The following is a 25,271-nucleotide window of genomic DNA, read 5'->3' as shown; positions in this document are numbered from 1 at the left end:
CATGCGCGCCGGCATCCCCGTCGTCAACCTCGACCGGATCTTCAACTCCCCGCAGGCGTACCGCTGTTGGATCGGCGGCGACAACTACGGCATGGGCCTCAACGCCGGCCACTACATCGGCGAACAGCTCAAGGACAAGAAGGACGCCAAGGTCGTCGAACTCGCGGGCATCGACAACCTCGAGCTGACCCAGCAGCGCACCAAGGGCTTCGACGACGCCCTGAAGAACTACCCCAACATCAGGAAGGTGGCCCGGCAGTCCGCCGACTTCACCGTCGAGTCCGGGCAGGCCAAGATGTCCCAACTCCTCCAGGCCCAGTCGAAGTTCGACGCGCTGTGGAACCACGACGACGACCAGGGCGTGGGCGCGCTGCGCGCCATCGACCAGGCCGGCCGCGACGACTTCCTGATGGTCGGCGGCGCGGGTGCCAAGTCCGCGATGGACGCCATCAAGGCCGGCAACAGCGTGCTCAAGGCGACCGTCCTGTACCCGCCGACGATGGCCGCCTCCGCCATCGATCTTGCCCGGGCGCTCGGCCAGGGCAAGGGCATCGGCGGCCTCGCCGAGTTCGAGATCCCGTCCTCGCTGACCCTCTACTCGGCCGTGGTCACCAAGGACAACGTCGACCAGTACCTGCCGACCGGCTTCATCTGACCGGTCCGGGCCGCGTGCCCCGCGAACACAGCGATGAGTCAGTGACACTCCGACGAGGAGGAATCCGTATGGAACAGAGGGACAGTGGGACCGCACCGCCGGCACTCGGCGTGGGCATGGTCGGCTACGCGTTCATGGGCGCCGCGCACTCACAAGGGTGGCGCACCGTAGGGCACGTTTTCGACCTGCCGCTGCGGCCGGTCCTGGCCGCGATCGCCGGCCGCGACGCGCACGCCGTGCGGGCGGCGGCCGACAAACACGGCTGGGCCGCGGCGGAGACCGACTGGCGCGCCCTCATAGCCCGCGAGGACGTGCAACTCGTCGACATCTGCACACCGGGCGACAGCCATGCGGAGATCGCGATCGCGGCGCTGGAGGCGGGCAAGCACGTGCTGTGCGAGAAGCCGCTGGCCAATTCGGTCGCCGAGGCGCAGGCCATGGTCACGGCCGCCGAAGCGGCCCGCTCGCGCGGGCAGTTGGCGATGGTGGGCTTCAACTACCGGCGTGTGCCCGCCCTCACCTTCGCCCGCCGGCTCATCGCCGACGGCAGGCTCGGCACGCTGCGCCATGTACGGGTCAGCTACCTCCAGGACTGGCTGGTCGACCCCGACTTCCCGCTGACGTGGCGGCTGCAGCGGGAGCACGCGGGGTCGGGGGCACTCGGCGACCTCGGCGCGCACATCGTCGACCTCGCCCAGTACCTGGCGGGTGAGGTGCTGGTCGGGGTCTCCGCCCAGATGGAGACCTTCGTCAAGGAACGCCCCCGCCTCGACGGTGCCTCCTCCGGCCTGACCGCTTCCGGCGGCCCCCGGCGCGCTCCGGTGACCGTCGACGACGCGGCCGTGTTCACCGGCCGGCTCGCCTCGGGGGCACTCGCCACGTTCGAGGCGACCCGGATGGCGTCGGGGCGAAAGAACGCCCTGCGGCTGGAGATCAACGGCGAGTCCGGCTCGCTCGCCTTCGACCTCGAGCGGCTCAACGAGCTGTCCTTCCACGACCACCGGGAGCCCGCCGCCACGGCCGGGTTCCGCAGGATCGTCGTCACCGAGGCCGAGCATCCGTACCTGGAGGGCTGGTGGCCGCCGGGCCACGCGCTCGGCTACGAGCACACCTTCGTCCACCAGGCCCGTGACCTGGTCGAGGCCATCGCGTCCGGCACCGACCCGATGCCGTCGTTCGCCGACGGTCTGCAGGTGCAGCGGGTGCTCGCCTCGGTGGAGGAGAGCGCGCAGAAGAACTCCGTCTACACCCCTGTCCAGGCCGTCGAGGCCGAAGTCCGGTAGAGATCCGGCAAGGAACCCCGCTCGGAGGCACCATGCCACGCCCGTTCACCCTGTTCACCGGTCAGTGGGCCGATCTGCCGTTGGAGGAGGTCTGCCGACTGGCCGCCGACTTCGGCTACGACGGCCTTGAACTCGCCTGCTGGGGCGACCACTTCGAGGTCGACAAGGCCCTGGCCGATCCGTCCTATCTGGCTGGCCGGCACGCCCTGCTGGAGAAGTACGGCCTGAAGTGCTGGGCGATCTCCAACCATCTCGTCGGCCAGGCCGTCTGCGACAACCCCATCGATGAACGCCACCAGGGCATCCTGCCGGCCCGGATCTGGGGCGACGGCGAACCCGAAGGCGTACGGCAGCGGGCCGCCGCCGACATCAAGGACACGGCGCGCGCCGCGGCCGCCTTCGGCGTCGACACGGTCGTCGGCTTCACCGGATCGTCCATCTGGCACCTCGTCGCGATGTTCCCTCCGGTGCCGGAACGGATGATCGAGCGCGGCTACGAGGACTTCGCCGAGCGCTGGAACCCGATCCTGGACGTCTTCGACACCGAGGGCGTCCGATTCGCCCACGAGGTCCATCCGAGCGAGATCGCCTACGACTACTGGACCACCAAACGCGCGCTGGAGGCGGTGGACCACCGGCCGGCCTTCGGGCTCAACTTCGACCCCAGCCACTTCGTCTGGCAGAACCTGGACCCGGTCGGCTTCCTTTACGACTTCCGGGACCGGATCTACCACGTCGACTGCAAGGAGGCCCGAAAACGCCTGGACGGGCGCAACGGTCGGCTCGGCTCCCATCTGCCCTGGGGCGACCCGCGGCGCGGCTGGGACTTCGTCTCCGCCGGACACGGCGACGTGCCCTGGGAGGACGTGTTCCGGATGCTGCGATCGATCGGTTACGACGGTCCGATCTCCGTGGAGTGGGAGGACGCCGGCATGGACCGCCTCATGGGCGCGCCGCAAGCACTCGCCGGTCTGAAGCGGTTCGATTTCGACCCGCCCTCGGCGTCCTTCGACGCCGCCTTCGGAGGCGGTGACAACTAGGGACCCCGACAGGGAACTTCTGTTCCCTGGAACCAGCCAGGTGAAGGCCGCCCGGTGCCGGGAAGGCAGCCGGGCCGGTCCGGGCTGCCCGGGCACGCCTTTGTCCTGAGTCTGGAAAAAGTTTGACATTCTTCTGCACAAGGACTTTCCGTCGAGGACGAACGGGGCTACGGTCCCGTCTCGTGCACAGGCGCCACACGGTGGTTCGACAGTGATGGCGCACACCCCACCGGTTGCACAGCTCACCGCTCGTTCGACCGGACGACGGAGGACATCCGTGCACAGCACAAGGCCAAGTGCCGCCAAGAATCCCGCACTTCGCACCGACGGCCCGCTCGCCGTAACCGCGCCGACCAAGGAGCTGTCCTCCTAGGCCGCGGTCGAAGCCCGCCCCTATGCCGACGGTGGGCGGGGAGGTCAGCCCCGCCCCCGCCCACCGTCTTTCAATCCCATCGGAACATCGACATGGCAGGGAGGCAGCCCGTGAACAACGCCGGGAACGCATCGCAGTCCCAGGGCGGCGGGCGGACCGCACGCACCGGTGCCTGGTTCGTCGGAGCCCGCGGATCGGTGGCCACCACTGCCGTCGCCGGATGCGCGGCGGCCACGGCCGCCGCCCTACGAGCGACGACGAAGGTCCGCTCGTCCTGGTCTCCACCCCCCGCGCAGTATCCGGCCGCGTAGCGGCCACCGAAGTGAAGTCCCTTCTCCTGCGGCTCGCCGGCCTCTCCTGAGGCGGCAGCCATCAGGCACCCGCAGCACTGCGACAACGAAAGAGAGAGCCACTGTGACCGCGTTCAACGACGAAGCCGTCACCGGCGACGCCCTGCGCCGCACGCTCGGCGTCAGCCGCCGCCGTTTCCTCAGCACCTGCACGGCCGCCACCGCCGCGGCGATCGCCGCCCCGGTCTTCGGTGCCACGCCCGCCCTGGCGCAGGACAGAGCAGAAGCCGCCGGCTACGACCGGGGACGTTCCGCTCTGGTCCCGCCGCACAAGCGCGGCATCATCCTCTACACCGTCCGTGACGCGATCGGCCGCGACCCGCTGGCCTCCGACCTGCCCTCCGGTTTCCGCGAGGTGTTCCGGCAGCTGTCGCGCTTCGGCTACCGCCAGGTGGAGTTCGCCGGCTACGGCCAGCACGCCAACGCGCCCGGCGGCGCCGATCTGGGCACCCTCGAGGGAGCGAAGCTGCTGCGCTCCTGGCTCGACGCTTACGGCCTGCGGGCGCAGGGCAGCCACGGCTTCATCCCGCCGTCCTGGCCGCTGACCCCGTCCGACCTGGACACCTTCAAGCGCTTCCTGGAGATCTCCAACATCCTCGGCATGGAGCACATGGGTACCGGCGCCGACCCCACCAACACCCCCTACCGGGCCGACTGGGACGTGGCCGCGGAGAAGTGGAACACCCTGGGCGCCATCGCCCGTAGGGAGGGCATCAAGCTCTACACCCACAACCACGACAGCGCCTACGACTTCCTGCTCGACGGCGGCCCGCTCGACGCCCAGGGTCGGCCGACCCGCAGCTCCGGTATCCGCAAGCTGGAGTACTTCCTGAAGGTGACCGACCCGAAGAGCGTCTATCTGGAGCTGGACGTCTTCTGGGCGCACGTGGCCCAGTACAAGTTCCACACGTACACCGCCCACGACGGGGCGCAGCGTGAGAAGGTCTTCGACCCCGCCGGTCTCGTGGCCCGCAACACCAAACGCTTCCCGCTCTTCCACGCCAAGGACGGCGTGCTCAACCCCCAAAGCGGCCTGGGCTACGACATGGTGCCGTTCGGCACCGGGGACATCGACTACCGGAGGTTCTTCGGCAGGGTGGGCGCGAAGAACTACCACAACCCGATGGTCGAGCAGGACAACGCGCCGAGCGAGAGCGCTCCCGGCCAGTCCCTGGAGTTCGCCCGGGTCGGCTACGACAACCTCGCGGCCTTGCGCGCCCGTCGCTGACTGAGCGTCATCCGCATGGCCTGCCCGGCGTCTTGGCGCGGGGCAGGCCCCCGGGCGTTGCCCGAAAAAGCATGAAACACCCGGGCAGTCTTTCCCTGAAAAGGTTCCAACTTTGTCCTTGACGAGTTGAAAGTGGCGCTCTAGCGTCCAACTCACCCACCTCTCAAGGGCTTTCACTCGCCTTCACCCTGCAGCGGCCGACCCGGGGGCCCAGCCCCCAGGCCCCCTTCTGCAGCCGCCAGCCGGAACAAAGGAGTTCTGAGTGCGCAACAGACGGATCGTCACCCTCGTGGGGGCGGCGGCGTTGGCCGGGGCCTTGGGGCTCCTGCCTCCGTCCCCAGCCCAAGCCGCCGAACCAGACCCCGCACCGCCGGCCCAGTCGGCCTTCCAGAAGGTCACCCTCAACGACCGCCCAGGCGAGCCCATGGCCCTCGCCGTCCTTCCCGACCGGCGGGTGCTGCACACGGCCCGCACGGGAGAGGTCCGGATCCACGACCCCAAGAGCGGCGTCAACTTCCTCGCCGCCGACATGAAGAAGAGCCCCGCCGGGCTCTACCAGCACGACGAAGAAGGCGTGCAGGGCATCGCCGTAGACCCCGGCTTCGCCAAGAACCACTGGGTCTACCTCTACTACTCGCCCCGCCTCGACACCCCCATGGACGACCCGGCCACCCCGGGCGTCAACGAAGGGGACGCACCGGAGTTCGGCACGGCCGAGGACTTCGCCAAGTACAAGGGCGTCACCCGGCTGTCCCGGTTCAAACTCGACGGCAACAAGCTCGACTTCGACACCGAACAGAAGATCCTCGACGTCCCGGCCGACCGCGGCATCTGCTGCCACGTCGGCGGCAAGATCGACTTCGACGGCAAGGGCAACCTGTTCCTGTCGACCGGCGACGACTCCAACCCCTTCGCCTCGGACGGCTACGCCCCGCTCGACGACCGCCCCGACCGCAACCCGGCCTACGACGCGCGGCGCACCGCGGGCAACACCGACGACCTGCGCGGCAAGGTCCTGCGCATCAAGGTCAAGCGCGACGGCAGCTACGCGATACCGGGCGGCAACCTCTTCCGGCCGGGCACCCAGAAGACCCGTCCCGAGATCTACGCCATGGGTCTGCGCAACCCGTTCCGCTTCGCGGTGGACGACAGGACCGGCGAGGTCTACGTCGGTGACTACTCGCCCGACGCCAACCAGGCGAACCCCGACCGCGGCCCCGCCGGCCAGGGCCGCTGGATGGTCATCGACCGGCCCGCCAACTACGGCTGGCCGTTCTGCGTGACCCAGGACATGCCGTACCAGGACTACGACTTCGCCACCCAGAAGTCGAGCGGCGCGTTCAACTGTGCCAAGCCGGTCAACGACTCGCGCCACAACACCGGCCTGAGCAAGCTGCCGCCGGTCACGGACGCGGAGATCGTCTACGGCTACGGGCTCTCCGAGGAGTTCCCGGAGCTCGGCACGGGCGGCATCGGCCCCATGGGCGGCCCGGCGTACCGCTACGACAAGCGGAACAAGGCCCAGAACCGCTGGCCCGCGTACTTCGACGGCAAGCCGCTCTTCTACGAGTGGACCCGCGACCAGATGATGGCCATCACTCTGGGCAAGAAGAACAAGGTCGAGAAGATCGAGGCCGCGATCCCCTCGATCACGACGGACGGCCCGATCGACGCCGAGTTCGGCCCGGACGGCGCGCTGTACGTCCTCGAGTACGGCACCGGGTACTTCGCGGAACTGCCCGAGGCCCAGCTCGCCCGCATCGACTTCACGCGGGGCAACCGCACCCCGGAGCCCAAAGCCACCGCGGACGTGGTCAACGGCACCAGCCCGCTGACGGTCCAGTTCTCCAGCGCCGGCACGAAGGACGCCGACGGCGACGCCCTCCGCTACGCCTGGGACTTCGACGCCGACGGCACCGTGGACTCCACGGAGGCGAACCCGAAGCACACGTTCACCGAGAACGCCGTCTTCGACGCCACGCTGAAGGTCACCGACAGCACCGGCCGCTCGGCCTCCGCCTCGGTTCCCGTCGTGGTCGGCAACAAGGCGCCGGTCGTCTCGCTCACGACCGACCCGGCTCCGCACGGCGGCACGGAGTTCCACTGGGGTGACACGGTCACCTGGAAGGTCACCGTCACCGACGACCAGCCGGTGGACTGCTCGAAGGTCACCGTCTCGTTCATCCTCGGCCACGACTCGCACGGACATCCGCTGTCCTCGAGCAACGGCTGCTCCGGATCGTTCGAGACGTTCGTGGACGGCGGTCACGCCGGTGCGGACAACCTGAAGGCGGTCTTCAACGCCACCTACACGGACACTCCCCCTGACGGTCTGCCGCCCCTCTCGGGCAGCTCGGAGGTCGCACTGACGCCGGCCGACTGACCGGCGGCCAAGCCACAAAGGCGGGGGCCATCCTTGGGGGGATGGCCCCCGTCGGCGCGCCCGCGACATCTTGTCCCGGTCGCGGGCCCCATCCTGGTCAGGCGCCGACCGGCAACACCGTGGGTGCCCTCGGAGCGTCCGGATGGGCAGACGGAGACTCGAAGGCTCGGCCGTACCGTCAACCAGATCGCCGCGGACATTTCTGGCAATTCGGTGCCGCAGGCGGGCGATGGGCTGAGTCCCGTGGTGGATCGGGGCCCCATAGGGGTTAGCGTGGTGAGCGCTGACCGTCAGCCCGTGCTGGTTCGTGCTGGTTTTTGAGGTGCAGGAGGGGGAAACATGCAGGTCGGAGCGATTTTGTGAGATTGCTGCACACTTCCGACTGGCATCTCGGCCGGGCGTTCCACCGGGTGAGCATGCTCGGTGCCCAGGCCGAGTTCATCGGCCACCTCGTCGCGACCGTGCGCGAGCGCGGGGTGGACGCGGTGGTCGTGTCGGGGGACGTGTACGACCGGGCGGTGCCTCCGCTGGCGGCGGTCGAGCTCTTCGACGACGCCCTGCACCGGCTGGCCGACCTCGGGGTGCCGACGGTGATGATCTCCGGGAACCATGACTCGGCGCGCAGGCTGGGGGTGGGAGCCGGGCTCATCGACCGCGCCGGCATTCATCTGCGGACCGAGCCTTCGGCGTGCGGTACGCCCGTGGTGCTGGCCGACACCCACGGCGACGTGGCCTTCTACGGGCTGCCGTATCTCGAACCCGCCCTGGTGAAGGACGAGTTCGGGGTGGAGAAGCCCGGCCATGAGGCGGTGCTCGCGGCCGCGATGGAGCGGGTCCGCGCCGATCTCGCCACGCGCGCGGGGGGCACCCGCTGCGTCGTCCTCGCGCATGCCTTCGTCACCGGGGGCGAGGCCAGTGACAGTGAGCGGGACATCACGGTGGGCGGGGTCGCCGCCGTACCGGCCGGGGTCTTCGACGGGGTCGACTACGCGGCGCTCGGTCATCTGCACGGCAGCCAGACCATCACGGAGCGCGTGCGCTACTCGGGCTCCCCGTTGCCGTACTCCTTCTCGGAGGCCGACCACCGCAAGAGCATGTGGCTGGTCGACCTGGGGGCGGACGGTTCGCTCGCCGCCGAGCGGATCGACTGTCCCGTACCGCGCGCACTCGCCCGTATCCGGGGGAGGTTGGAGGACCTGCTGGCCGACCCGGAGCTGGCGCGCCACGAGGAGGCCTGGGTCGAGGCGACCCTCACCGACCCGGTGCGCCCCGCCGACGCAATGGCACGGCTCAGCGAACGCTTCCCGCACACGCTCAGCCTCGTCTTCGATCCCGAGCGGGCCCCCGACGACCCGGACGTCTCGTACGCCCGACGCCTGGCGGGACGCAGCGACCAGGAGATCGCGGAGGACTTCGTGGCCCATGTGCGTGGCGCGGGTCCCGACGCACGCGAACAGGCCGTACTCCGGGAGGCGTTCGACGCGGTGCGCGCCGACGCGGCAGTACGGGAGGTGGCCCGATGAGGCTGCACCGGCTGCACATCACCGCGTTCGGACCCTTCGGCGGGGCCCAGACGGTCGACTTCGACGAGCTGTCGGCCGCCGGGATCTTCCTGCTGCACGGGCCGACAGGCGCGGGCAAGACCTCGGTTCTGGACGCGGTCTGCTACGCCCTGTACGGATCGGTGCCGGGCGCCCGGCAGAGCGGCCAGGGGCTCACCCTGCGCAGCGACCACGCCGCGTCCGGCACCCGTACCGAAGTCCGTCTCGAACTCACCGTCTCCGGACGCCGGTTGGAGCTCACCCGCCAGCCGCCCTGGGAGCGCGCCAAGAAGCGCGGCTCGGGCACCACCACCGACAAGGCCCAGAGCTGGCTGCGCGAGTACGACGCGTCGGCGGGCTCCTGGAAGGACCTCAGCCGCTCCCACCAGGAGATCGGCGAGGAGATCACCCAGCTGCTCGGCATGAGCCGCGAGCAGTTCTGCCAGGTCGTACTGCTGCCCCAGGGCGACTTCGCACGTTTCCTGCGGGCCGACGCCGAGGCCCGCGGCAGGCTGCTCGGCCGGCTTTTCGACACCCGCCGGTTCGCGGCCGTCGAACAGCGCCTGGCCGAGCTGCGGCGCGCCGCGGAGGCCCAAGTACGCGAAGGGGACGCGACGTTACTCGCTGACGCGCACCGCATGCAGCAGGCCGCCGGTGACATCGTGGAGCTGCCGCTGCCCGATGCGGCCCCCGGAGACCCTGGGCTGGCCGAGTCCGTACTGTCCTGGGCGGCGATCGCCCGCAGTACGGCACGCGAACGGTTCACCGTGGCGCACTGCGCCCAGAAAGCCGCCGAGTCGGCGCAGTCGCAGGCGGATCGCGTACTCGACGACGTACGCGAAGTGGCGCGGTTGCAGCGGCGGTTCGCCGAGGCACGGGAGCGGGCCGAGCGTCTGGAGGAGCACTCCGGAGCGCACCGGGAGGCCCGGGAGCGGATGGAGCGTGCCCGCAAGGCCGAGGCCGTGGCACCCGCGCTGTCCCTGCGCGACGCCGCGGATGCCGAGCACCGGCGGGCGGCTGCCGACGAGACACGCGCGCGTGCGCTGCTCCCGGGGACGTTCGCCGACGCCGGAGCGAGCGGCCTCGCGGCCGCTGCACGCAAGGCCGCCGAGGAGCTGGGCGGCCTGGAGTCGGCCCGCCGAGCCGAGCACCGGCTGGCCGAACTCACCACCGAGCGCGAGGCGTTGGACCGCCAGGAGCGCGCCGACGAGGACGTGCTCCAGGACGAGGAAAGCTGGCTCGCCTCCTGGGAGACGACCCGCGCCGGACTCCAGACCCGCATCGATTCCGCGCAGGAGGCCGCCACTCGCGCCGAGCAGTTCGCCGTCCAGCGCGAGCCCGCCCAGGCACGGCTCGCGGCGGCACGGCTGCGCGACCAGCTCGCCCGCGACACGGACGACGCCCACGTGCGCGTGCTCGCCGCGCGGGAGCACGCCACGGACGCCCGCGCCCACTGGCTCGACCTCAAGGAACAGCGCCTCAAGGGCATCGCCGCAGAACTCGCCGCCGCTCTCGTGGACGGCGAACCCTGCGCCGTCTGCGGCAGCGCCGAACACCCGGCGCCCGCCCGGAAGATCGCCGGACACATCGATCAGCAGGCCGAGGAGGCCGCGCTCGTCGCCCATCAGGAGGCCGACGAGCAGCGCGCCGAGGCCGAGCGGCGGCTCGGTGTCGTACGGGAGGCGCTGGCCGCGGCGACCGCCGAGGCGGGCGACGCCCCCACCGCGCAACTCACCGAGCAGGCCGAGGAGTTGGCGCGGCAACACGCCGAAGCGCGCGGTGCCGCCTCCGGGCTGCATCCGGCGAGCGAGGCCCTGAGACAGGCCGAGCACGAGCACGAACGACGGCTCGCCGCCCACCAGGAAGCCGCCCTGCGTGCCGCCTCACGCGCCGCGCGCAGGGAGACCCTCGACCGCGAAGGGGCGGCCCTGGAAGCGGAGTTGACGCAGGCCCGGGGCGCCGCGGGCAGCGTATCCGTGCGGGCCGCGCAACTGGAGCGGCAGACGGCGCAGTTCACCGAGGCCGCGGACGCCGCGCGCCTCGCGGCGGACACCGCGCAGCGGCTCAAGGACGCCGACGCGCGACTCGCCGACGCGGCTTTCCGCGCCGGGTTCGACACGCCGCAGGCCGCGGCGGCTGCGCTCCTGGACGACGCGGCACACCGCGACCTCCAACGGCGGCTCGACACCTGGCAACAGGAGGAGGCGACCGTACGGGCCGTACTCGCCGAAGCCGACACGGCTCAGGCCGCCCAGCAGCCGCCCGCCGACCTCGCCGCCGCGGAACAGGCCGCCGCCGACGCCGCCCGCCGGGCCCGCGAGGCCGCTTCCGCACGCGACGCCGCCGCCCGGCGCTGCACCGAACTCGACCGGCTCACCCACCAGGCGACCGCGTCCGTGCGCCGACTCGGCCCACTGCGCGAGGAGTACGACCGCGTGGCCCGCCTCGCCACCCTCGCCGCGGGCACCTCCGCGGACAACGAACGCAAGATGCGCCTGGAGTCCTACGTCCTCGCCGCCCGCCTGGAACAGGTCGCCGCCGCCGCGACCGCACGCCTGCAGCGCATGTCCTCCGGCCGGTACACCCTCGTCCACTCCGACGACCGCGCCGGGCGTGGCCGCAGCGGCCTCGGACTGCACGTCGTCGACGCCTGGACCGGCCGCGAACGCGACACGGCGACACTCTCCGGCGGCGAGACGTTCTTCGCCTCCCTCGCCCTCGCCCTCGGCCTCGCGGACGTCGTCACCGACGAGGCGGGCGGCGTCCGCCTCGACACCCTCTTCATCGACGAGGGCTTCGGCAGCCTCGACGAACAGACCCTCGACGAGGTACTCGACGTCCTCGACTCGCTGAGGGAGCGGGACCGCAGCGTCGGCATCGTCAGCCACGTACCGGATCTGCGGCGCCGCATCCACGCCCAACTGGAGGTGGTGAAGGGGCGGTCGGGGTCGGTCGTACGACAGAGGGGGCAATGACCGGTCGGGCGTCGCGGTGACGGGGCGCGACCGTGAGGTGGCACGGCAGCGGGATCAGCGACCGATGGGACGCCGGGGCAGCGGTGACGAGTACACGACGCTCGTGGTCACCGAGCCGAGCGTGCCGAGCTTGCCTGTCACCTTCTCCAGGTGGCTCATGGAGCGCACCGCGACCTTGATGACGAAGCAGTCGTCGCCCGTGACGTGGTGCGCCTCCAGGATCTCGGGGGTCGCGGCGACGAGATCGTGGAACGGCTTGTAGTTCCCGGTCGGATAGCGCAGCCGCACAAAGGCGAGGATCGGCAGCCCCAGCCTCTCCGGGTCCACGACAGCCGCGTACCCCTGGATGACGCCCGCCTCCTCCAGTCGGCGCACCCGTTCGGTGACCGCGCTCGCGGACATGGAGACGGCACGGGCCAACTCGGCGAAGCTGGCCCGGCCCTCGCGCTGGAGGACCTCGAGGATGCGCCAGTCGGTGGCGTCCGGGGAATACGCGGTCATGGTTGAGGATTAGCAGAGGAATCCCCGGCTTGTCATGGGGGAGACCGTGGATCGCCTCTTCAGAAGGGCGGATGACCGGCCGTAGATTCTTGAGCACGGAACTCGACGGAAGGCCACACCGTGACTGCTACGACTGCGACCGGCAACACCACAACCACCACCGCCGTGAACCCGGTTCTGTGCGTGCCCCCGGCGTCCCCCGCCGCGGCCGTCGCCCACTTCGGCGCGAGCCTCGCCTTCCACGCGGACGTGTCCGACGTCGCCGCCACGCTCGCGGCCGACGGCGACCCCGGCTTCGTCGTCCTGGACTCCCGCTCCACCGAGTCCTGGGACCAGGGGCATGTGCCCGGCGCGATCCATCTGCCCACAGCCCTCATCCCCGAGCAGGCCGAGCAACTCCTCGACAAGTCCGTGCCGGTCGTCACCTACTGCTGGGGCCCGGGCTGCAACGGCGCGACCCGCGCCGCCCTCGCTCTCGCCCAACTCGGCTTCCAGGTCAAGGAGATGCTCGGTGGCTTCGAGTACTGGGTGCGCGAAGGCTTCGAGTTCGAGACCTGGGAGGGGCGCGAGCGGCGTACGCCCGATGCCTTGACCGCGCCGGCCGACGCGGCGGACTGTGGCTGCTGAGCACTTGAGTGACACAGCCATTTCCGTGTGACCCGGTGCGTGTAGCTTCTCCCGCATGGCGAGTTACGCGGATCAGGGTGCGGTCGAGTGGGCGGAGTCGGGCGGTGGGCCCCTCATAGCGATCCCCGAGGTGGTGTTGCCTTTCTGGACGGGGGCGGACGGCGTCGAGTTGGCGTCCGACTACGACCGGGCCTGTGACGTGGACGGCTACATCGGTCTGCTCCCGGTCGGCAACACCACGGCCCTCGTCCTCGGCGACGATCCTGCCGCCACCGCCTACTTGCCCGAGCACGGCACCTTCGTACGGTGGTGCGCCGCGGAGTCGGAGACGCAGTTGCTGGCCGGTGTTCCGGCGGCCCTCGACGCGGCGGTGTGGGAGCGGGAGGTGCACTGGGACATTCCCGGAGCCGTGGTCCTGTTCGACGCGGCGTGGCCCGGCAACGACGCCGAGCAGGCGGGGCATCTGCGGATCGCGCTGGAAGCGGGGCGGTATGCGGTCCGGGCGGCGTACGCGGCGGCCGGGCCCGAGACGTGGCTGGGGCTGGTCCAACTGCGGCGGGTCGCTCCGCTGGGTTGAGCGGTGGGGTTCGTTTTTGGGTGCGAGTGACTCCGTCGGTTGGGCGGGGCGCCTACGGGGGTGGTGGGTTCGGTCCGTTGGCGACTGCGGGCCGTCGGTGGCTGGTCGCGCCCACGCGGCGGAGCCGCATATGTCACAGCCCCGCGCCCCTTGGGTGGGTGGTGGGTGCGGGGTCGTGGGCCGGTGCGTCAGCCCGTCGCAGGGCGGGCATACGGCCCTTAGCTGGTACAGGGTGCGGGTTCTCCGAGACCGAAGCTACGCGACGGGCATACGACGCACCGGCCCACGACCCCTCCCGCCGGAGAGCAAGCGCGGGTAGTTGGGGTGCGGGCCGTGGAAAATCATGTGCGGGTCGAGCGCCCGCTCCACCATCATGGTCCGCCATGCCCCAACTCCCGCACCCCACCGCCGAAGCACTGCGCCGCGACCCCCTGCCGCTGCGCGGCCGTACCGCCCTCGTCACCGGCGCCAGCAGACGCGGGGGCATCGGTCATGCCGTGGCCCGGCGGCTCGCCGCGTACGGAGCGAGCCTGTATCTGCATCACCATGTGCCGCACGATGCCGCCATGCCCTGGGGTGCGGACCGTCCCGAGGACGTGGTCGCCGCCGTGCGTGAGGTGCTCGGCGATCCGGACGCGCGGGTGATCGACGGACCGGGGGACCTGTCCGACCCGGCCGTGCCCGCGGAGCTGATCTCAAGGGCTGCCGACGCGCTCGGTGGCCGTATCGACATCCTTGTCGCCAACCATGCCTTGTCCGGCTCGGACGGCACCCTCGACGCGATCGACGCCGACATGCTCGACGCGCACTGGGCGGTCGACACCCGCTCGGTGATCCTGCTCGTCCAGGCGTACGCCCGCCTGCGCGCCGCGCTCCCGCCGCGCACCCCTGGTGGACGCGTCGTGATGATGACCTCCGGTCAGGACATCGCGAGCGGCATGCCGGGCGAGATCGCGTATGCCCTCCAGAAGGGCGCCCTCGCCTCGATCACCCGCTCCCTTTCGACCACCCTCGCCGAGCACGCGGTCACGGTGAACACCATCAACCCCGGTCCCGTGGACACGGACTACATGACCGGCGACGACTACGCTGCCATCGCCGCGATGTTCCCCGCCGGCCGTTGGGGCATGCCCGACGACCCCGCCCGCCTCATCGCGTGGCTCGCCACGGACGAGGCGGAGTGGGTCACCGGGCAGGTCATCGACTCGGAGGGAGGGTTCCGGCGCTGACGCCGGCGTCGGGGCGCCCGTACGGAATCACAGCCGTGACAACTCGTCCACCAGGTCGTCAAGCCCCAGCGACCCCTGCGACAGCGCCGCCATGTGCCAGGCCTTGGCGTCGAAGGCGTCGCCATGGCGGCGGCGTGCGTTCTCGCGGCCCAGCAGCCAGGCGCGTTCGCCGAGTTTGTAGCCGATGGCCTGGCCGGGGAGGCAGAGATAGCGAGTGAGCTCGCTCTCCACGAAGTCCGCGGGGCGGCTGCTGTGGGCGCCGAAGAACTCCTGGGCCAGCTCGGGCGTCCAGCGCTCGCCCGGGTGGAAGGGCGAGTCGGCCGGAATCTCCAGCTCCAGGTGCATGCCGATGTCGACGATGACGCGGGCCGCGCGCATCATCTGGGCGTCCAGGTAGCCGAGCCGCTGCTCGGCGTCGGTGAGGAAGCCGAGTTCGTCCATGAGCCGTTCCGCGTACAGCGCCCAGCCCTCGCAGTTGGCGCTGACGCCGCCGATCGTCGCCTGGTAGCGGGAGAGGTTCCCGGAGACGTGTGCCCACTGCGCCAGCTGGAGGTGATGGCCGGGGACGCCCTCGTGGTACCAGGTCGACACCAGGTCGTACACCGGGAAGCGGGTCTGCCCCATCGTCGGCAGCCACGTACAGCCGGGGCGTGAGAAATCCTCCGACGGCGGCGTGTAGTACGGGGCCGCCGCGCTGCCCGGCGGGGCGATGCGGGACTCCACCTTCCGTACCCGCTCGGCGAGTTCGAAGTGCGTGCCGTCGAGCGACTCGATCGCCTGGTCCATCAGGCCCTGCAGCCAGTCGCGGACCTCGTCGACGCCCTCGATGTGCCGGCCGTGCTCGTCGAGGTGCGCGAGCGCCACCCACGGCGTCTCGGCGCCGGGCAGAACCTTTTCCGCCTCCTGCTTCATCTCGGCGAGCAGACGGTGGTACTCGGCCCAGCCGTACGCGTACGCCTCGTCGAGGTCCAGATCCGTACCGTTGAAGTACCGCGACCAGCGGGCGTACCGCTCGCGGCCCACCGTGTTCGGCGCGCCCTCGATCGTGGGCGCGTACACATCGCGCATCCAGTCGCGCAGTTCGACGACGGCCGCTGTCGCCGAGCGGGCGGCCTCGTCCATCTCCGTACGCAGGGAGTCGGGACCGGCCGACGCGAAGTCCTCGAACCAGCCGCGGCCCGAACCGTCCGTGTCCGACCACTCGGTGAGCTGGCCGATGAAGGTCGCGGTGGGGCGGGGACCGGCGTACAGCTTGCGCTCCAGGCCGAGGGCGAGGGATGCGCGGTAGCCGGCCAGCGCGGTGGGCACCGCGCGCAGCCGCTCGGCTATCGCGGCCCAGTCCTCGTCCGTCTGGGCCGGCGTCACGGTGAACACCTCGCGCACCGAGTGCGCGACCGTGGCCAGGTTACCGACGGACCGCAGCCCCTCGTCGGCCTCGTGCACGGCGAGTTCGGCGGTCAGCCGCTCGCGCAGCAGTCGCGCGCAGCGGCGCTCGATGTCACTGTCCGCACCCGGCTGCCGCTCCGCTTCGTCGAGCCGCGCGAGCGTCGCCCGCGCCAGCTCGGCGAGCGCCTGCTGACCGGCGGGCGAGAGGTCGGGCAACTTGCTGGAACTCTCCTTCACGCCGAGATACGTACCGGTGACCGGGTCGATGGCGATGAGGTCGTCGACGTACGCGTCGGCGACCTCGCGGGGCAGCGGGCTCTTCGTCTCTGACATGCGGACATCCTCATACGGGGAGGCCGTGCGCGTCAGCCGGATATACGGGAGCCGTGCGCGTCAGCCCGGTTCCACGCCGGTCGTGCGCGGGGCGGGCGGCCAGCAGCGGCCCGCACCCCCACCGCGCCGGCCCGACGGGTTGCGCCGGGCCGGCCGAACCGTTCGGTGTCCGCCGAGGGCTAATCCCGTACGGGCTGCTCCTGGTCGTACGGCAGTCGGGAACTCACCGGAGTCACGTCCAGGCGGGCCGTGATGACCAGCGTGCCCTCCTCGATCTGGTAGTCGAGGGGCAGGCCCAGGCCTCGCATGGCGGCGACCATGCCCGTGTTGGACGACTGCGTGACGGCGTACACGCTGTCGCAGCCGGCCTCGGCGGCCATGGTCACCAGTCGGCCGAGGAGCTCGCTGCCGATGCCGTGCCGCTGCCACGCGTCCTCGACGAGCAGCGCGACCTCCGTCTCGTCGCCGTCCCAGAGGAGATGGCCGAGCCCGACGATGCGACCCGAGGCGGTCTGCACGGCGAGCGTCCGACCGAAGCGGGGGCTGAGGAGGTGCTTGAGGTAGCGGTCGGCGTCACCGACCGGGCCGTGGTACCGGAGGCTGAGCGTGCGCGGCGAGCACCGCTCGTGCATGGCCTTCGCGGCATCGATGTCATGGGTGTCGGCGCGGCGTACGGTGATGGCGTTGCCCTGAGGCAGCGTCAGTACGTCCTGCCGGCGCGGGAGGCGCGGACCGAGCTGGGCGTCCAGCTCGACCAGTGCGCGGGCCCGTGCGAACTCGGTGGGCGTGAACGGCAGATACGGCCGCTCCACGGTGATCACTCCGCCTTCGGGCGCGCGCAGCCGCATCATGGTGTTCTCGGGTGCCCCTTCGACGTTCGCGAGAGCCCCCTCGGCGGGCACCTCCGCGTCGGCACCGTCCACGCCCACGGCCCCGGCGGGCAGCGACCGGATGCTGCACCGGCCCAGCAACTGCCGCAAGGCCAGCGGCAGTTCGGCCGAGTCCAGTGCAGCGCGCGTCGCCAGGCCCAGGATGCGCGTGGGCGCGTCCACCAGGTCGTGCGCGTCGGCACGCTCGATCCAGGTACGGGCACCGCCCGCCTGCGCGACCGCCCGGGTGACGTCGGACGCGGCCACCTCCGTGGGGGCCCGCAGCAGGAACTCGTCCACCGTGCCCTCGGCAAGGGGATGCGTCTGCAGGCTCAGGATGTCGACCCGCTGACCCGCGAGCGCCGTGCACAGCGCGGCCAGCGAACCCGGCTCGTCCCGCACGGTGGTCCGCATCCGCCAGAGCACGGCCTCCGCGCTGACGGCCTCCGGCAGAGCCGGTGCCGTCTCGGGGGGCCCGGCGTCCCGCACGTCGGCGGGCGGCCGGGCGCCGGTATCACCCTTCGGAGGGGCGTGATCGTGGGTGCGTCGTTCCCGCCAGTTGCGGAACCGCGCCATGAGTCCGCGGCTCCCGTGCTGTTCCGGACGGTCGTTCCTCGTACGTACTGAGTCAGTCATGTCTGAAGTCATGCAACCACTGTGCAGGAAGGGTGTTGCGTGATCACGAACGCTTTGTGACTGAGCGATTAAGACACTCTCTGTCCTATTTAGAACTATATTTGCGTGCTTACTGCCCGACCCGGCCCGGCTGGAGCACCTTCGTGAACAGCACGGTCCCGTCCTGCTCACGAAGCCGAACCGTCAGTTCCCCGCTGTCACCGTTGATGTCGACCTCGCCGAAGAACTGGTAACCGCCGGCGGGTGAGACATTTGCGACAGTGGGCGCCTTCACAAACACCCGCTCCGGACCGAACGTGTTGTCCAGCGTGTTCGCCGGGAACGCACCCGCGTTCAGCGGGCCGGAGACGAACTCCCAGAACGGCTCGAAGTCGGTGAACGCGGCCCGCGACGGCTGGTAGTGCTGGGCCGAGGTGTAGTGCACGTCGGCGGTCAGCCACACCGTGCCCGTGATCTTCCGGTGCTTGATGAACCGCAGCAGCTCGGCGATCTGCAGCTCACGGCCGAGCGGCGCGCCCGGGTCGCCCTGGGCCACGGCCTCGATGTTCGGCTTGCCGTCCCCGGTGTCCGGCACGACCAGGCCGAGCGGCATGTCGGAGGCGATCACCTTCCACACCGCGCGCGACCGCGACAGCTCCCGCTTGAGCCACTCCAGCTGCTCGGCGCCGAGGATGCCCTGCGGATCGGTGGTCTGCGTACCGGGGGAGTTGGCGTTGCGGTACGTCCGCATGTCCAGCACGAACACGTCAAGCAGCGGACCGTGGCGCAGCACCCGGTGCACCCGGCCCTCCCGGGCGCCCGGGCGCAGCGTGGACATCGGGAAGTACTCGCTGAACGCCCGCCGTGCCCGGGACGCCAGCACGTCGACGTTCTTCTCCGTGTACCGGGTGTCGGTGAGGATCTCACCCGGATACCAGTTGTTGGTGACCTCGTGGTCGTCCCACTGGACGATCGACGGCACCTGCGCGTTGAACTTCTTGAGGTGCTCGTCCAGCAGGTTGTAGCGGAAGTTGCCGCGGAACTCGGCCAGCGTCTCGGCGACCTTGGACTTCTCCTCGGTGGTGATGTTCCGCCAGGTGCTGCCGTCGGGCAGGGGCACGGTCGCGGCTATCGGCCCGTCGGCGTAGATGGTGTCGCCGCTGTGGAGGAAGAAGTCCGGGTCGAGCCCGCCCATCGCCTTGAAGATCGTGTAGCCACCGAAGTCCGGGTTGATGCCCCAGCCCTGGCCCGCCAGGTCGCCGGACCACACGAAGCGCACATCGTCACGCCGTCCCAGGGACGCCGTACGGAAGGTGCCGGTCACCGGCTCACCGGTGCGGCGCGGGTCGTCCGGGTCGGCGAGCAGGACGCGGTAGTGGATCTGCTCGCCCGCGGGCAGTCCGCGCAGCCGGGTGGTGCCGGTGAAGTCCGTGCCGGGGCCCAGGAGCGGGCCGTGCCATCTGTGCGCTTTACGGAACGACTCGGTCGCCGAGGTCTCCACGATCATCCGCGCCGGCCGGTCCGAACGCACCCACACCAGGCCGGAGTGCGCGCTCACGTCGCCGCTCTGCACACCCCACCCGGCCTTCGGCCGCCCCGACAGAGGGAAGGCCGGCGCCGTACCGACAGTGGTCGGCACAGCGAGCGCCGCCGACGCGGCGAGCGAGCCGCGCAGAACGCTGCGGCGAGCGGGGAGCGGGCTCGACGGACGGTGGGACATGGAACGCCTCCTGGGACGGGTACGACCACTGTGCAGGAACACAACTACTGGTGCACCACAGCGCACACACAAACCCCAAGTGAACAACTGCCCGCGGCGACTGGGGAACTGGTGCGCACGAGCCGGTGTCAGCATGGGCGGCGGGGTGAAGAGACCGTCAGGCGCCAACCGCCCCCGCCATCAACCGCACCCCCTCCCTGATACGCGTCGGAGACACATGCGCGTATCCCAACACCAGCTGCACCACTACCCCCTCCTCCCCGGCCGGAGTCTGCGCGTAATCGGTCAGAGAGCGCACCGCGACGCCGACCGCGTCCGCCCGCGCCAAGAACCGTTCCGGCGGCCCGTACCGCCCCGGCAGCGTGGCGATCGCGTGCAGCCCGGCGGCGATCCCGGACACCTGCGTGCCGGGAAAGTGCTCCTCCAGAGCATCCACGAGGACGTCGCGCCGTTCCTTGTACGCGCGTTGGCAGCGCCGGAGTTGCCGGTCGTAGTCGCCGCGTTCCATGAAGCGGGCGAGGAGTGCCTGGTCGACGACCGGATTGCCGAGATCCATCGTGCGCTTGCGCTCGACGACCTCCTCGACCAGCGACGCCGGCACCAGCAGCCAGCCGAGCCGTAGTCCTGGCGCCAGTGACTTGCTGACGGACCCCGTGTACGCGACGTGCTCCGGATCGAGCCCCTGAAGGGCACCGACCGGCGCCCGGTCGTAGCGGAAGTCCCCGTCGTAGTCGTCCTCCACGATGAGCCCGTCCACGGAGTGCGCCCAGTCGAGGAGTTCGGCCCGGCGCCGCGCGGAGTACGCGATCCCCGAGGGGAACTGGTGCGCGGGCGTCGTCACCACCACCCGTACGCCCGACTCCCGCAGCGGCCCGATGGCCAGCCCCTCGTCGTCGAGCGGCAGCGGTACGGTGCGGACGTCGGCCGAGGTGTACAGCGCGCCGTGCTCGGGTGTGCCGGGGTCCTCGACACCGACGGCGCGCACCCCGCGCGCGTGCAGCACGAAACCGAGGAGTGTCGTCGCCTGCGCCACGCCCGAGACGACCAGCACCCGCTCAGGGTCCGCGACCACGCCCCGGCGCCGGGCCAGCAGCTCCGCGAGAGCCGTACGCAGCCGGGGCAGCCCGCGCGGATCGGGGTAACCCAGCGCGTGGTGCGGCAGTTCGGCCAGTACCCCGCGCTGAGCGGCTGCCCAGGCCGCGCGCGGGAAGAGCGACAGATCCGGGGTGCCGGGCAGGAAGTCGACGCGGGCACCGGGGGAGCGGGGCGCGAGATCACGCGCGCGCGGGTGGGCGGCCCGGACGGCGCCGCCCACCCACGTTCCGGCTCCCCGGTCGCTGCGCAGATAGCCCTCCGCGGTCAACTGCTCGTACGCCTCGGTGACCAGCCCCCGGGACACCCCGAGATCGGCGGCGAGTTCACGGCTGGAGGGCAGCCGGGTGCCGGGCGCGAGCCGCCCCGAGCGGACCGCCTCCCGCAGCGCGGCCTGCAAGGAGCGTCCACGCGCGCGTGCCGGTGCCGAGACGGCCGGCAGCAGCAACTCCCAGGCGGCAGCCCAGGCCGCCGATCCGGACGCACCTGATGATCCGGACGGGCCCGAAGCTGATCCGGGCGTATCCGGAGGCCGAGCCGAATTGGTCCCCGATGGCGTCATGAAAGTGGACCTTAAACCGGACCGGTGGTGTCCATAGCGTCGCCTCCATGAACGCCACCACCCGCGGCTCCCTGCTCGCCGCCCTGGCCTGCGTCCTCGTCGGAGGCTCCTTCACCGCCAACAGCGTCCTGGGCGAATACCCGTACGCGGGGGGCCAGTTCCTGCGCTACGGCCTCGCCTGCCTCCTGCTCCTGCCCCTGGTCGGCCGAGGAGGCATGGCGCCCCTGCGCGGGCTGACCGCACGGCAGTGGATACGGCTCGCGCTGCTCGCGGCCGTCGGCATGGTCGGCTTCAACCTCGCCGTGCTCGCCGCCGAACGCACCGCGGAACCGGCGGTTCCGGGAGTCTTCGTGGGCTGCGCCCCGGTGCTGGTGGCCGTACTCATGCCCTTCCTGGACGGCCGTCGGCCCCAACGCCCCGTCCTGTACGGCGCGTTGATCGTGGCCGTGGGTGCCTTCACCGTCCAGGGCTGGGGACACACCGACGGCGCGGGCATCGCCTTCTCCGTGTGCGCGCTCTTCGGAGAGGTCGGTTTCGCGGTCCTCGCCGTGCCCGTGCTGCGGCCGCTCGGTCCACGGCTGCTGGCCGCCACGGTGTGCGGGCTCGCGGCGGTCGAATCGGCGCTGGCCGGGCTGATCGTCGAGGGCCGCGCGTGGCTGCGTACACCCGACACCACCGAACTCGCCGCACTGCTCTGGCAGGCGGTGATCGTCACGGTCATCGGCTTCGTCTGCTGGTACATGGGCATGCAGCGGATCGGCGCGGAGCGCGCCACCCTCTTCTCCGGCCTCATCCCCGTCGCCGCCGCCTGCACCGCCCCGCTCGTCGGCACGGGCTCCTACGGGCCGGCACAGGCCGCGGGCAGTGCCCTGGTGGGAGCCGGAGTCGCCCTGGGATCAGGGGCGTTGAGGCTTCGGGCGCGGAGGCCGGCGGCTGTTGTCTCAGCGGCTGCCGTCGAGGATGACGCGCGCGACGAGCGCCGGGTCGTCGTTCATCGGGACGTGCCCACAACCGGGCAGCCGCACGAGGCGGGCGCGCGGGATGACGTACTTGGCACGGACCCCCTGGCGGCGCACCAGAAGCCGGTCCCGCATGCCCCACGCCACCGTGACGGGCAGTCCGGGGACATCGTCGGTGAACTGGACGGCGGTGCCGGCCCGGAGCGTCTCGGCGAATCCTGCGGCATTGGCCAGCGCGAGCGTCTCGGCGACGACCGCCTCGGGTGAACGTCGGCCCGGGCGGGCGTAGATGGTGCTCGTCAGCACGGCGCGGCCCGACGGCGTGCGCGACAGCCGCTCCACCACCGGCAACGGCATACGGATCGCCGTCTGCCGCATCGCCTGCAGGACCCCGAAGGCGTACCGCCGCTCGATGGGCGACCAGAATCCCGCGGGCGACAGCGCCGTCACGGACCGTACGAGCTTCTCGCGGCCCAGCTCCAGGGCCAGCAGCCCGCCCAGCGAGTTGCCCGCCACATGCGGCCTTTCGATCTCCAGCGCCTGGCACAGCGCGCCGAGCGCGGCGTTCATCGTCGACAGATCGTGGACGAGCCCGTCGGCCAGCGCGGGGGACTCGCCGAAGCCGGGCAGATCCACCGCGATCACATCGCGCTCGACGGCCAGGATGTCGATGACCGGGTCCCAGGCCTGCCGGTGGTGGCCGATCCCGTGCAGCAGCAGAAGCGGTTCGCCGCTGCCCACGCGCGTGTACGCGAGGGTCACCGGCAGCGGGCCGTGTGCGGAGGGGACGGAGAAGGTCACGGTCCGCGGGCCGCGCGAGGACGAGGTGGGGGCGGGGTGGCTGACCGGGACGGACATGGAACTGCTCCTCGTCTGGGGACAGGGCGGACGTGCACACGGCCGTCTCCTAGACAGTTTGTCAGCAACTACTACCCGCCGGTAGCCCCCAGCGATGCCGACCTGACGGCCGTACGCCCTTCAACGCGTTCCGCGCACCACCGGGTTGGCCTCCGCTCGCCTGGACATGGTCCGAGGCGTCGGATGGGATGGTGTCGTGACTACCGACACCGCGACCGAGGTCTTCGAAGAGCACCGTCCCGTCCTGATGGGCGTCGCCTACCGCATGCTCGGCCGGGTGGCCGACGCGGAGGACATGGTCCAGGAGGCGTGGCTGCGCTGGTCCGGCGCCGATCACGCCGAGGTGCGCGAACCGCGCGCCTACCTCGTACGCATCACCACCCGACTCGCCATCGACCGGCTGCGCCAGATCCAGTCGCGCAACGAGGCCTACGTAGGGCCGTGGCTGCCCGAGCCGTACGCCACCGACTTCGCCGACACCGTCCCGGACGCGGCGGAGCGGGCCGTGCTCGCCGACTCCGTCTCGCTCGCCGTCCTCGTCGTCCTGGAGTCCCTCTCACCCCTGGAACGCGCGGTGTTCGTCCTCCGGGAAGCCTTCGGATTTCCGTACGCCGACATCGCCACCACCCTCGACCGCAGCGAACCCGCGGTGCGCCAGCTGGCCGGGCGGGCCCGCAAGCACGTCGACGAGAGGCGCACGCGCTACGAGGCCGACCCCGTGCTGCAACGCGAACTCACCGAGCGGTTCCTCGCCGCGGCGACCGAGGGCGACCTGGAGGGGCTGCTGTCCCTGCTGGCCCCGGACGTACGCCTGGTGGGCGACAGCGGCGGCCGGGCCAAGGCGCCGCTGCGCGCGATCGAGTCGGCCGACAAGGTGAGCCGCTTCGTCATCGGCGTCGCCCGGCAGGGTGGCGGCCTCCAGGACGCGACGTTCCGCTTCGTGGAACTCAACGGCGGCCCGGCGCTGCTCGTCCTGTCCGCGGGCAAGCCCGACAGCGTCTTCCAGCTGGACGTCGCCGACGGCCGGGTCCAGTGCGTCTACATCGTGCGCAACCCGGACAAGCTGCTGTCGCTGGCCGACGTCGGAAAGGCCTGAGTCCGGCCTGTGTGAGGGCCGTGTCCGGCCCGTGTTCGGCCCGTGTGCAACGGGCCCGGTCCATGGCTGGAAGGCGCCGCCTCGATCGCGGATTGGTCTTGACCAAGGGTGGGGGTCGTCTTATGGTCGCAGGAGATAGTGCAAGAACCTTTAATAAACAAGGGCGTTGAAAGCCTGCCGGGTCACGGCGATTGCGGAGGACAGGGTGGGGACCACGCAGTTGGATACGGTGCAGGAGCCCAAGTACTGGCACCTCAAGACCGTCCTCAGTGAGGCACTGGACTCCGAGTTCTCGGTGGGCGAGATCCTGCCCAACGAGCGTGACCTCGCCGCACGGTTCGGAGTCGCCAGGGCCACGCTCCGCCAGGCCCTGGAGCAGCTCGAACTCGAAGGCCGGCTCCAGCGCCGCCGCGGCGTCGGCACGACCGTGGCGCCGCCCCGCATGGGCGTGGCCGTGGGTTCCGAGCAGCACGCGTGGCCGGGCGCGGCCGGTGACGCCTGGCAGCCCGTGGACTGCACGGTGGCGGTTCCGCCCGCGGCGGTGGCCGACATCCTGGAGACCGGCCGCGAGGAGAAGGTGCACACGGTACGCCGCTCCCGCGTGACGCACGGCCAGCACGTAGCCGCCGAACTGCTCTACGTCCCTGTCTCCTCGGTTTCCGCCCTCTCCGCCATCGACGCGCCTTCGGGAGCCGCACGCGCGCGTGCGGTGCTCCGCGAACTCCAGCACCTGGACCTGGAGACCCAGGACCGCGCCGTGGAACTCGGCTCGGCCCGCGCGGACGACGCCAAGGAACTCGACCGCCTCCCCGGCGCCCCCGTCCTCGTCGTCACCACCCGCTTCTTCGCCGAGGGCCGGACCGCGGCGGTCTCGGTCGCCACGTACCGCGCCGACACGTGCCGGCTGACGTTCGGTGACGCGGGCGGGGTGGAGATCCACCACGATTCGGAGCGCCGGGCGTCCTGAGAGCCCGGCACCACGGGACGGCTCGCGCCCTGGAGACCTCCGGGGCGCGGCG

Annotated in this window: 18 protein-coding genes and 3 pseudogenes; 15 read left to right on the top strand and 6 right to left on the bottom strand. The window is 71.1% G+C overall.

Annotated elements, in window-relative coordinates; all coding sequences use genetic code 11:
- The 9 genes and pseudogenes from OP79_RS32400 to OP79_RS32365 form a co-directional block, all read left to right on the top strand.
- A partial coding sequence (locus OP79_RS32400) for a substrate-binding domain-containing protein (protein ID WP_033325223.1) occupies positions 1–655 on the top strand: 655 nt, incomplete at its 5' end.
- Between the two features lie 68 nt (positions 656–723).
- On the top strand, positions 724–1,938 hold the full coding sequence (locus OP79_RS32395) for a Gfo/Idh/MocA family protein (RefSeq protein WP_033325222.1): 1,215 nt from the start codon (positions 724–726) through the stop codon (positions 1,936–1,938).
- Between the two features lie 32 nt (positions 1,939–1,970).
- A complete protein-coding gene (locus OP79_RS32390; RefSeq protein ID WP_033325221.1) occupies positions 1,971–2,978 on the top strand; it encodes a sugar phosphate isomerase/epimerase family protein in 1,008 nt (335 codons plus the stop codon).
- 465 nt (positions 2,979–3,443) lie between these two features.
- Positions 3,444–3,590, top strand: a pseudogene (locus tag OP79_RS54305) (inositol-3-phosphate synthase); the annotation flags it as partial.
- Positions 3,572–3,712, top strand: a pseudogene (locus OP79_RS57290) (alkaline phosphatase family protein); the annotation flags it as partial. The pseudogenes OP79_RS54305 and OP79_RS57290, both read left to right, overlap by 19 nt.
- A gap of 53 nt (positions 3,713–3,765) precedes the next feature.
- Positions 3,766–4,929: a sugar phosphate isomerase/epimerase family protein gene (locus OP79_RS32380; protein ID WP_033325219.1), complete on the top strand. Its 1,164-nt coding sequence runs from the start codon at positions 3,766–3,768 to the stop codon at positions 4,927–4,929.
- Positions 4,930–5,191: 262 nt separating this feature from the next.
- Entirely contained in the window at positions 5,192–7,312 is a 2,121-nt protein-coding gene (locus OP79_RS32375) for a PQQ-dependent sugar dehydrogenase (protein ID WP_033325218.1), read from the top strand.
- 359 nt (positions 7,313–7,671) lie between these two features.
- Positions 7,672–8,835 carry an exonuclease SbcCD subunit D gene (locus tag OP79_RS32370; RefSeq protein WP_033325217.1) on the top strand — a complete coding sequence of 388 codons (1,164 nt, stop codon included), beginning with the start codon at positions 7,672–7,674 and terminating at the stop codon, positions 8,833–8,835.
- The gene (locus OP79_RS32365) at positions 8,832–11,828 is read left to right on the top strand and encodes an AAA family ATPase (RefSeq protein WP_033325216.1); all 2,997 of its coding nucleotides are present in this window, start codon (positions 8,832–8,834) and stop codon (positions 11,826–11,828) included. The genes OP79_RS32370 and OP79_RS32365 overlap by 4 nt, the downstream gene beginning before the upstream one ends.
- 54 nt (positions 11,829–11,882) lie before the next feature.
- Here OP79_RS32365 and OP79_RS32360 read toward each other — a convergent pair whose 3' ends face one another.
- Positions 11,883–12,329, bottom strand: coding sequence for an Lrp/AsnC family transcriptional regulator (locus OP79_RS32360; RefSeq protein WP_033325215.1), 447 nt, complete (start codon positions 12,327–12,329; stop codon positions 11,883–11,885).
- 120 nt (positions 12,330–12,449) lie between these two features.
- Here OP79_RS32360 and OP79_RS32355 point away from each other — a divergent pair, with 120 nt between their 5' ends.
- From OP79_RS32355 to OP79_RS32345, 3 genes are all read left to right on the top strand, one after another.
- The gene (locus tag OP79_RS32355) at positions 12,450–12,956 is read left to right on the top strand and encodes a rhodanese-like domain-containing protein (RefSeq protein ID WP_033325214.1); all 507 of its coding nucleotides are present in this window, start codon (positions 12,450–12,452) and stop codon (positions 12,954–12,956) included.
- A 55-nt stretch (positions 12,957–13,011) separates the two neighbouring features.
- A complete protein-coding gene (locus tag OP79_RS32350) occupies positions 13,012–13,533 on the top strand; it encodes an Imm21 family immunity protein (protein WP_033325213.1) in 522 nt (173 codons plus the stop codon).
- Positions 13,534–13,916: 383 nt separating this feature from the next.
- Complete coding sequence (locus OP79_RS32345) at positions 13,917–14,762, top strand: SDR family oxidoreductase (RefSeq protein ID WP_033325212.1); 846 nt, start codon at positions 13,917–13,919, stop codon at positions 14,760–14,762.
- Between the two features lie 27 nt (positions 14,763–14,789).
- On the opposite strand, the gene OP79_RS32340 is transcribed toward OP79_RS32345, so the two are convergent.
- From OP79_RS32340 to pdxR, 4 genes are all read right to left on the bottom strand, one after another.
- Positions 14,790–16,481: a DUF885 domain-containing protein gene (locus OP79_RS32340; RefSeq protein WP_033325211.1), complete on the bottom strand. Its 1,692-nt coding sequence runs from the start codon at positions 16,479–16,481 to the stop codon at positions 14,790–14,792.
- Between the two features lie 179 nt (positions 16,482–16,660).
- On the bottom strand, positions 16,661–17,998 hold the full coding sequence (locus tag OP79_RS32335) for a GNAT family N-acetyltransferase (RefSeq protein WP_033325210.1): 1,338 nt from the start codon (positions 17,996–17,998) through the stop codon (positions 16,661–16,663).
- A gap of 97 nt (positions 17,999–18,095) precedes the next feature.
- Complete coding sequence (locus OP79_RS32330) at positions 18,096–19,685, bottom strand: alkaline phosphatase D family protein (protein ID WP_033325209.1); 1,590 nt, start codon at positions 19,683–19,685, stop codon at positions 18,096–18,098.
- A 157-nt stretch (positions 19,686–19,842) separates the two neighbouring features.
- On the bottom strand, positions 19,843–21,339 hold the full coding sequence (gene pdxR / locus OP79_RS32325; protein ID WP_033325208.1) for a MocR-like pyridoxine biosynthesis transcription factor PdxR: 1,497 nt from the start codon (positions 21,337–21,339) through the stop codon (positions 19,843–19,845).
- Positions 21,340–21,386: 47 nt separating this feature from the next.
- Between pdxR and OP79_RS32320 the strand changes: the two are divergent.
- Positions 21,387–22,220, top strand: a pseudogene (locus tag OP79_RS32320) (DMT family transporter); the annotation flags it as partial.
- Between the two features lie 60 nt (positions 22,221–22,280).
- Here the strand turns inward: OP79_RS32320 and OP79_RS52360 are convergent.
- Entirely contained in the window at positions 22,281–23,156 is an 876-nt protein-coding gene (locus OP79_RS52360) for an alpha/beta fold hydrolase (protein ID WP_078492140.1), read from the bottom strand.
- A 196-nt stretch (positions 23,157–23,352) separates the two neighbouring features.
- On the opposite strand from OP79_RS52360, the gene OP79_RS32315 reads away from it, so the two are divergent.
- Together OP79_RS32315 and OP79_RS32310 are read left to right on the top strand one after the other, a co-directional pair.
- The gene (locus tag OP79_RS32315) at positions 23,353–24,252 is read left to right on the top strand and encodes an RNA polymerase sigma-70 factor (RefSeq protein ID WP_033325241.1); all 900 of its coding nucleotides are present in this window, start codon (positions 23,353–23,355) and stop codon (positions 24,250–24,252) included.
- Between the two features lie 205 nt (positions 24,253–24,457).
- A complete protein-coding gene (locus OP79_RS32310) occupies positions 24,458–25,219 on the top strand; it encodes a GntR family transcriptional regulator (RefSeq protein WP_033325206.1) in 762 nt (253 codons plus the stop codon).
- The last annotated feature ends 52 nt before the right edge of the window (positions 25,220–25,271 follow it).

Origin of the sequence: Streptomyces yerevanensis, assembly GCF_000716805.1 — a bacterium.
Lineage (GTDB): Bacteria > Actinomycetota > Actinomycetes > Streptomycetales > Streptomycetaceae > Streptomyces > Streptomyces flaveus.
Note: the sequence above shows the minus strand (reverse complement) of the source record. Positions and strands in the feature narration are given on the sequence as shown.

Excerpts from the sequence above, each read along its gene's own strand:
- OP79_RS32350 (WP_033325213.1), top strand. The coding sequence starts at position 13,012 with ATGGCGAGTTACGCGGATCAGGGTGCGGTCGAGTGGGCGGAGTCGGGC.
- OP79_RS32330 (WP_033325209.1), bottom strand. The coding sequence starts at position 19,685 with ATGTCCCACCGTCCGTCGAGCCCGCTCCCCGCTCGCCGCAGCGTTCTG.
- OP79_RS32390 (WP_033325221.1), top strand. The coding sequence starts at position 1,971 with ATGCCACGCCCGTTCACCCTGTTCACCGGTCAGTGGGCCGATCTGCCG.
- pdxR (WP_033325208.1), bottom strand. The coding sequence starts at position 21,339 with ATGACGCCATCGGGGACCAATTCGGCTCGGCCTCCGGATACGCCCGGA.
- OP79_RS32360 (WP_033325215.1), bottom strand. The coding sequence starts at position 12,329 with ATGACCGCGTATTCCCCGGACGCCACCGACTGGCGCATCCTCGAGGTC.
- OP79_RS32335 (WP_033325210.1), bottom strand. The coding sequence starts at position 17,998 with ATGACTTCAGACATGACTGACTCAGTACGTACGAGGAACGACCGTCCG.
- OP79_RS52360 (WP_078492140.1), bottom strand. The coding sequence starts at position 23,156 with ATGTCCGTCCCGGTCAGCCACCCCGCCCCCACCTCGTCCTCGCGCGGC.
- OP79_RS32345 (WP_033325212.1), top strand. The coding sequence starts at position 13,917 with ATGCCCCAACTCCCGCACCCCACCGCCGAAGCACTGCGCCGCGACCCC.
- OP79_RS32340 (WP_033325211.1), bottom strand. The coding sequence starts at position 16,481 with ATGTCAGAGACGAAGAGCCCGCTGCCCCGCGAGGTCGCCGACGCGTAC.
- OP79_RS32365 (WP_033325216.1), top strand. The coding sequence starts at position 8,832 with ATGAGGCTGCACCGGCTGCACATCACCGCGTTCGGACCCTTCGGCGGG.
- OP79_RS32395 (WP_033325222.1), top strand. The coding sequence starts at position 724 with ATGGAACAGAGGGACAGTGGGACCGCACCGCCGGCACTCGGCGTGGGC.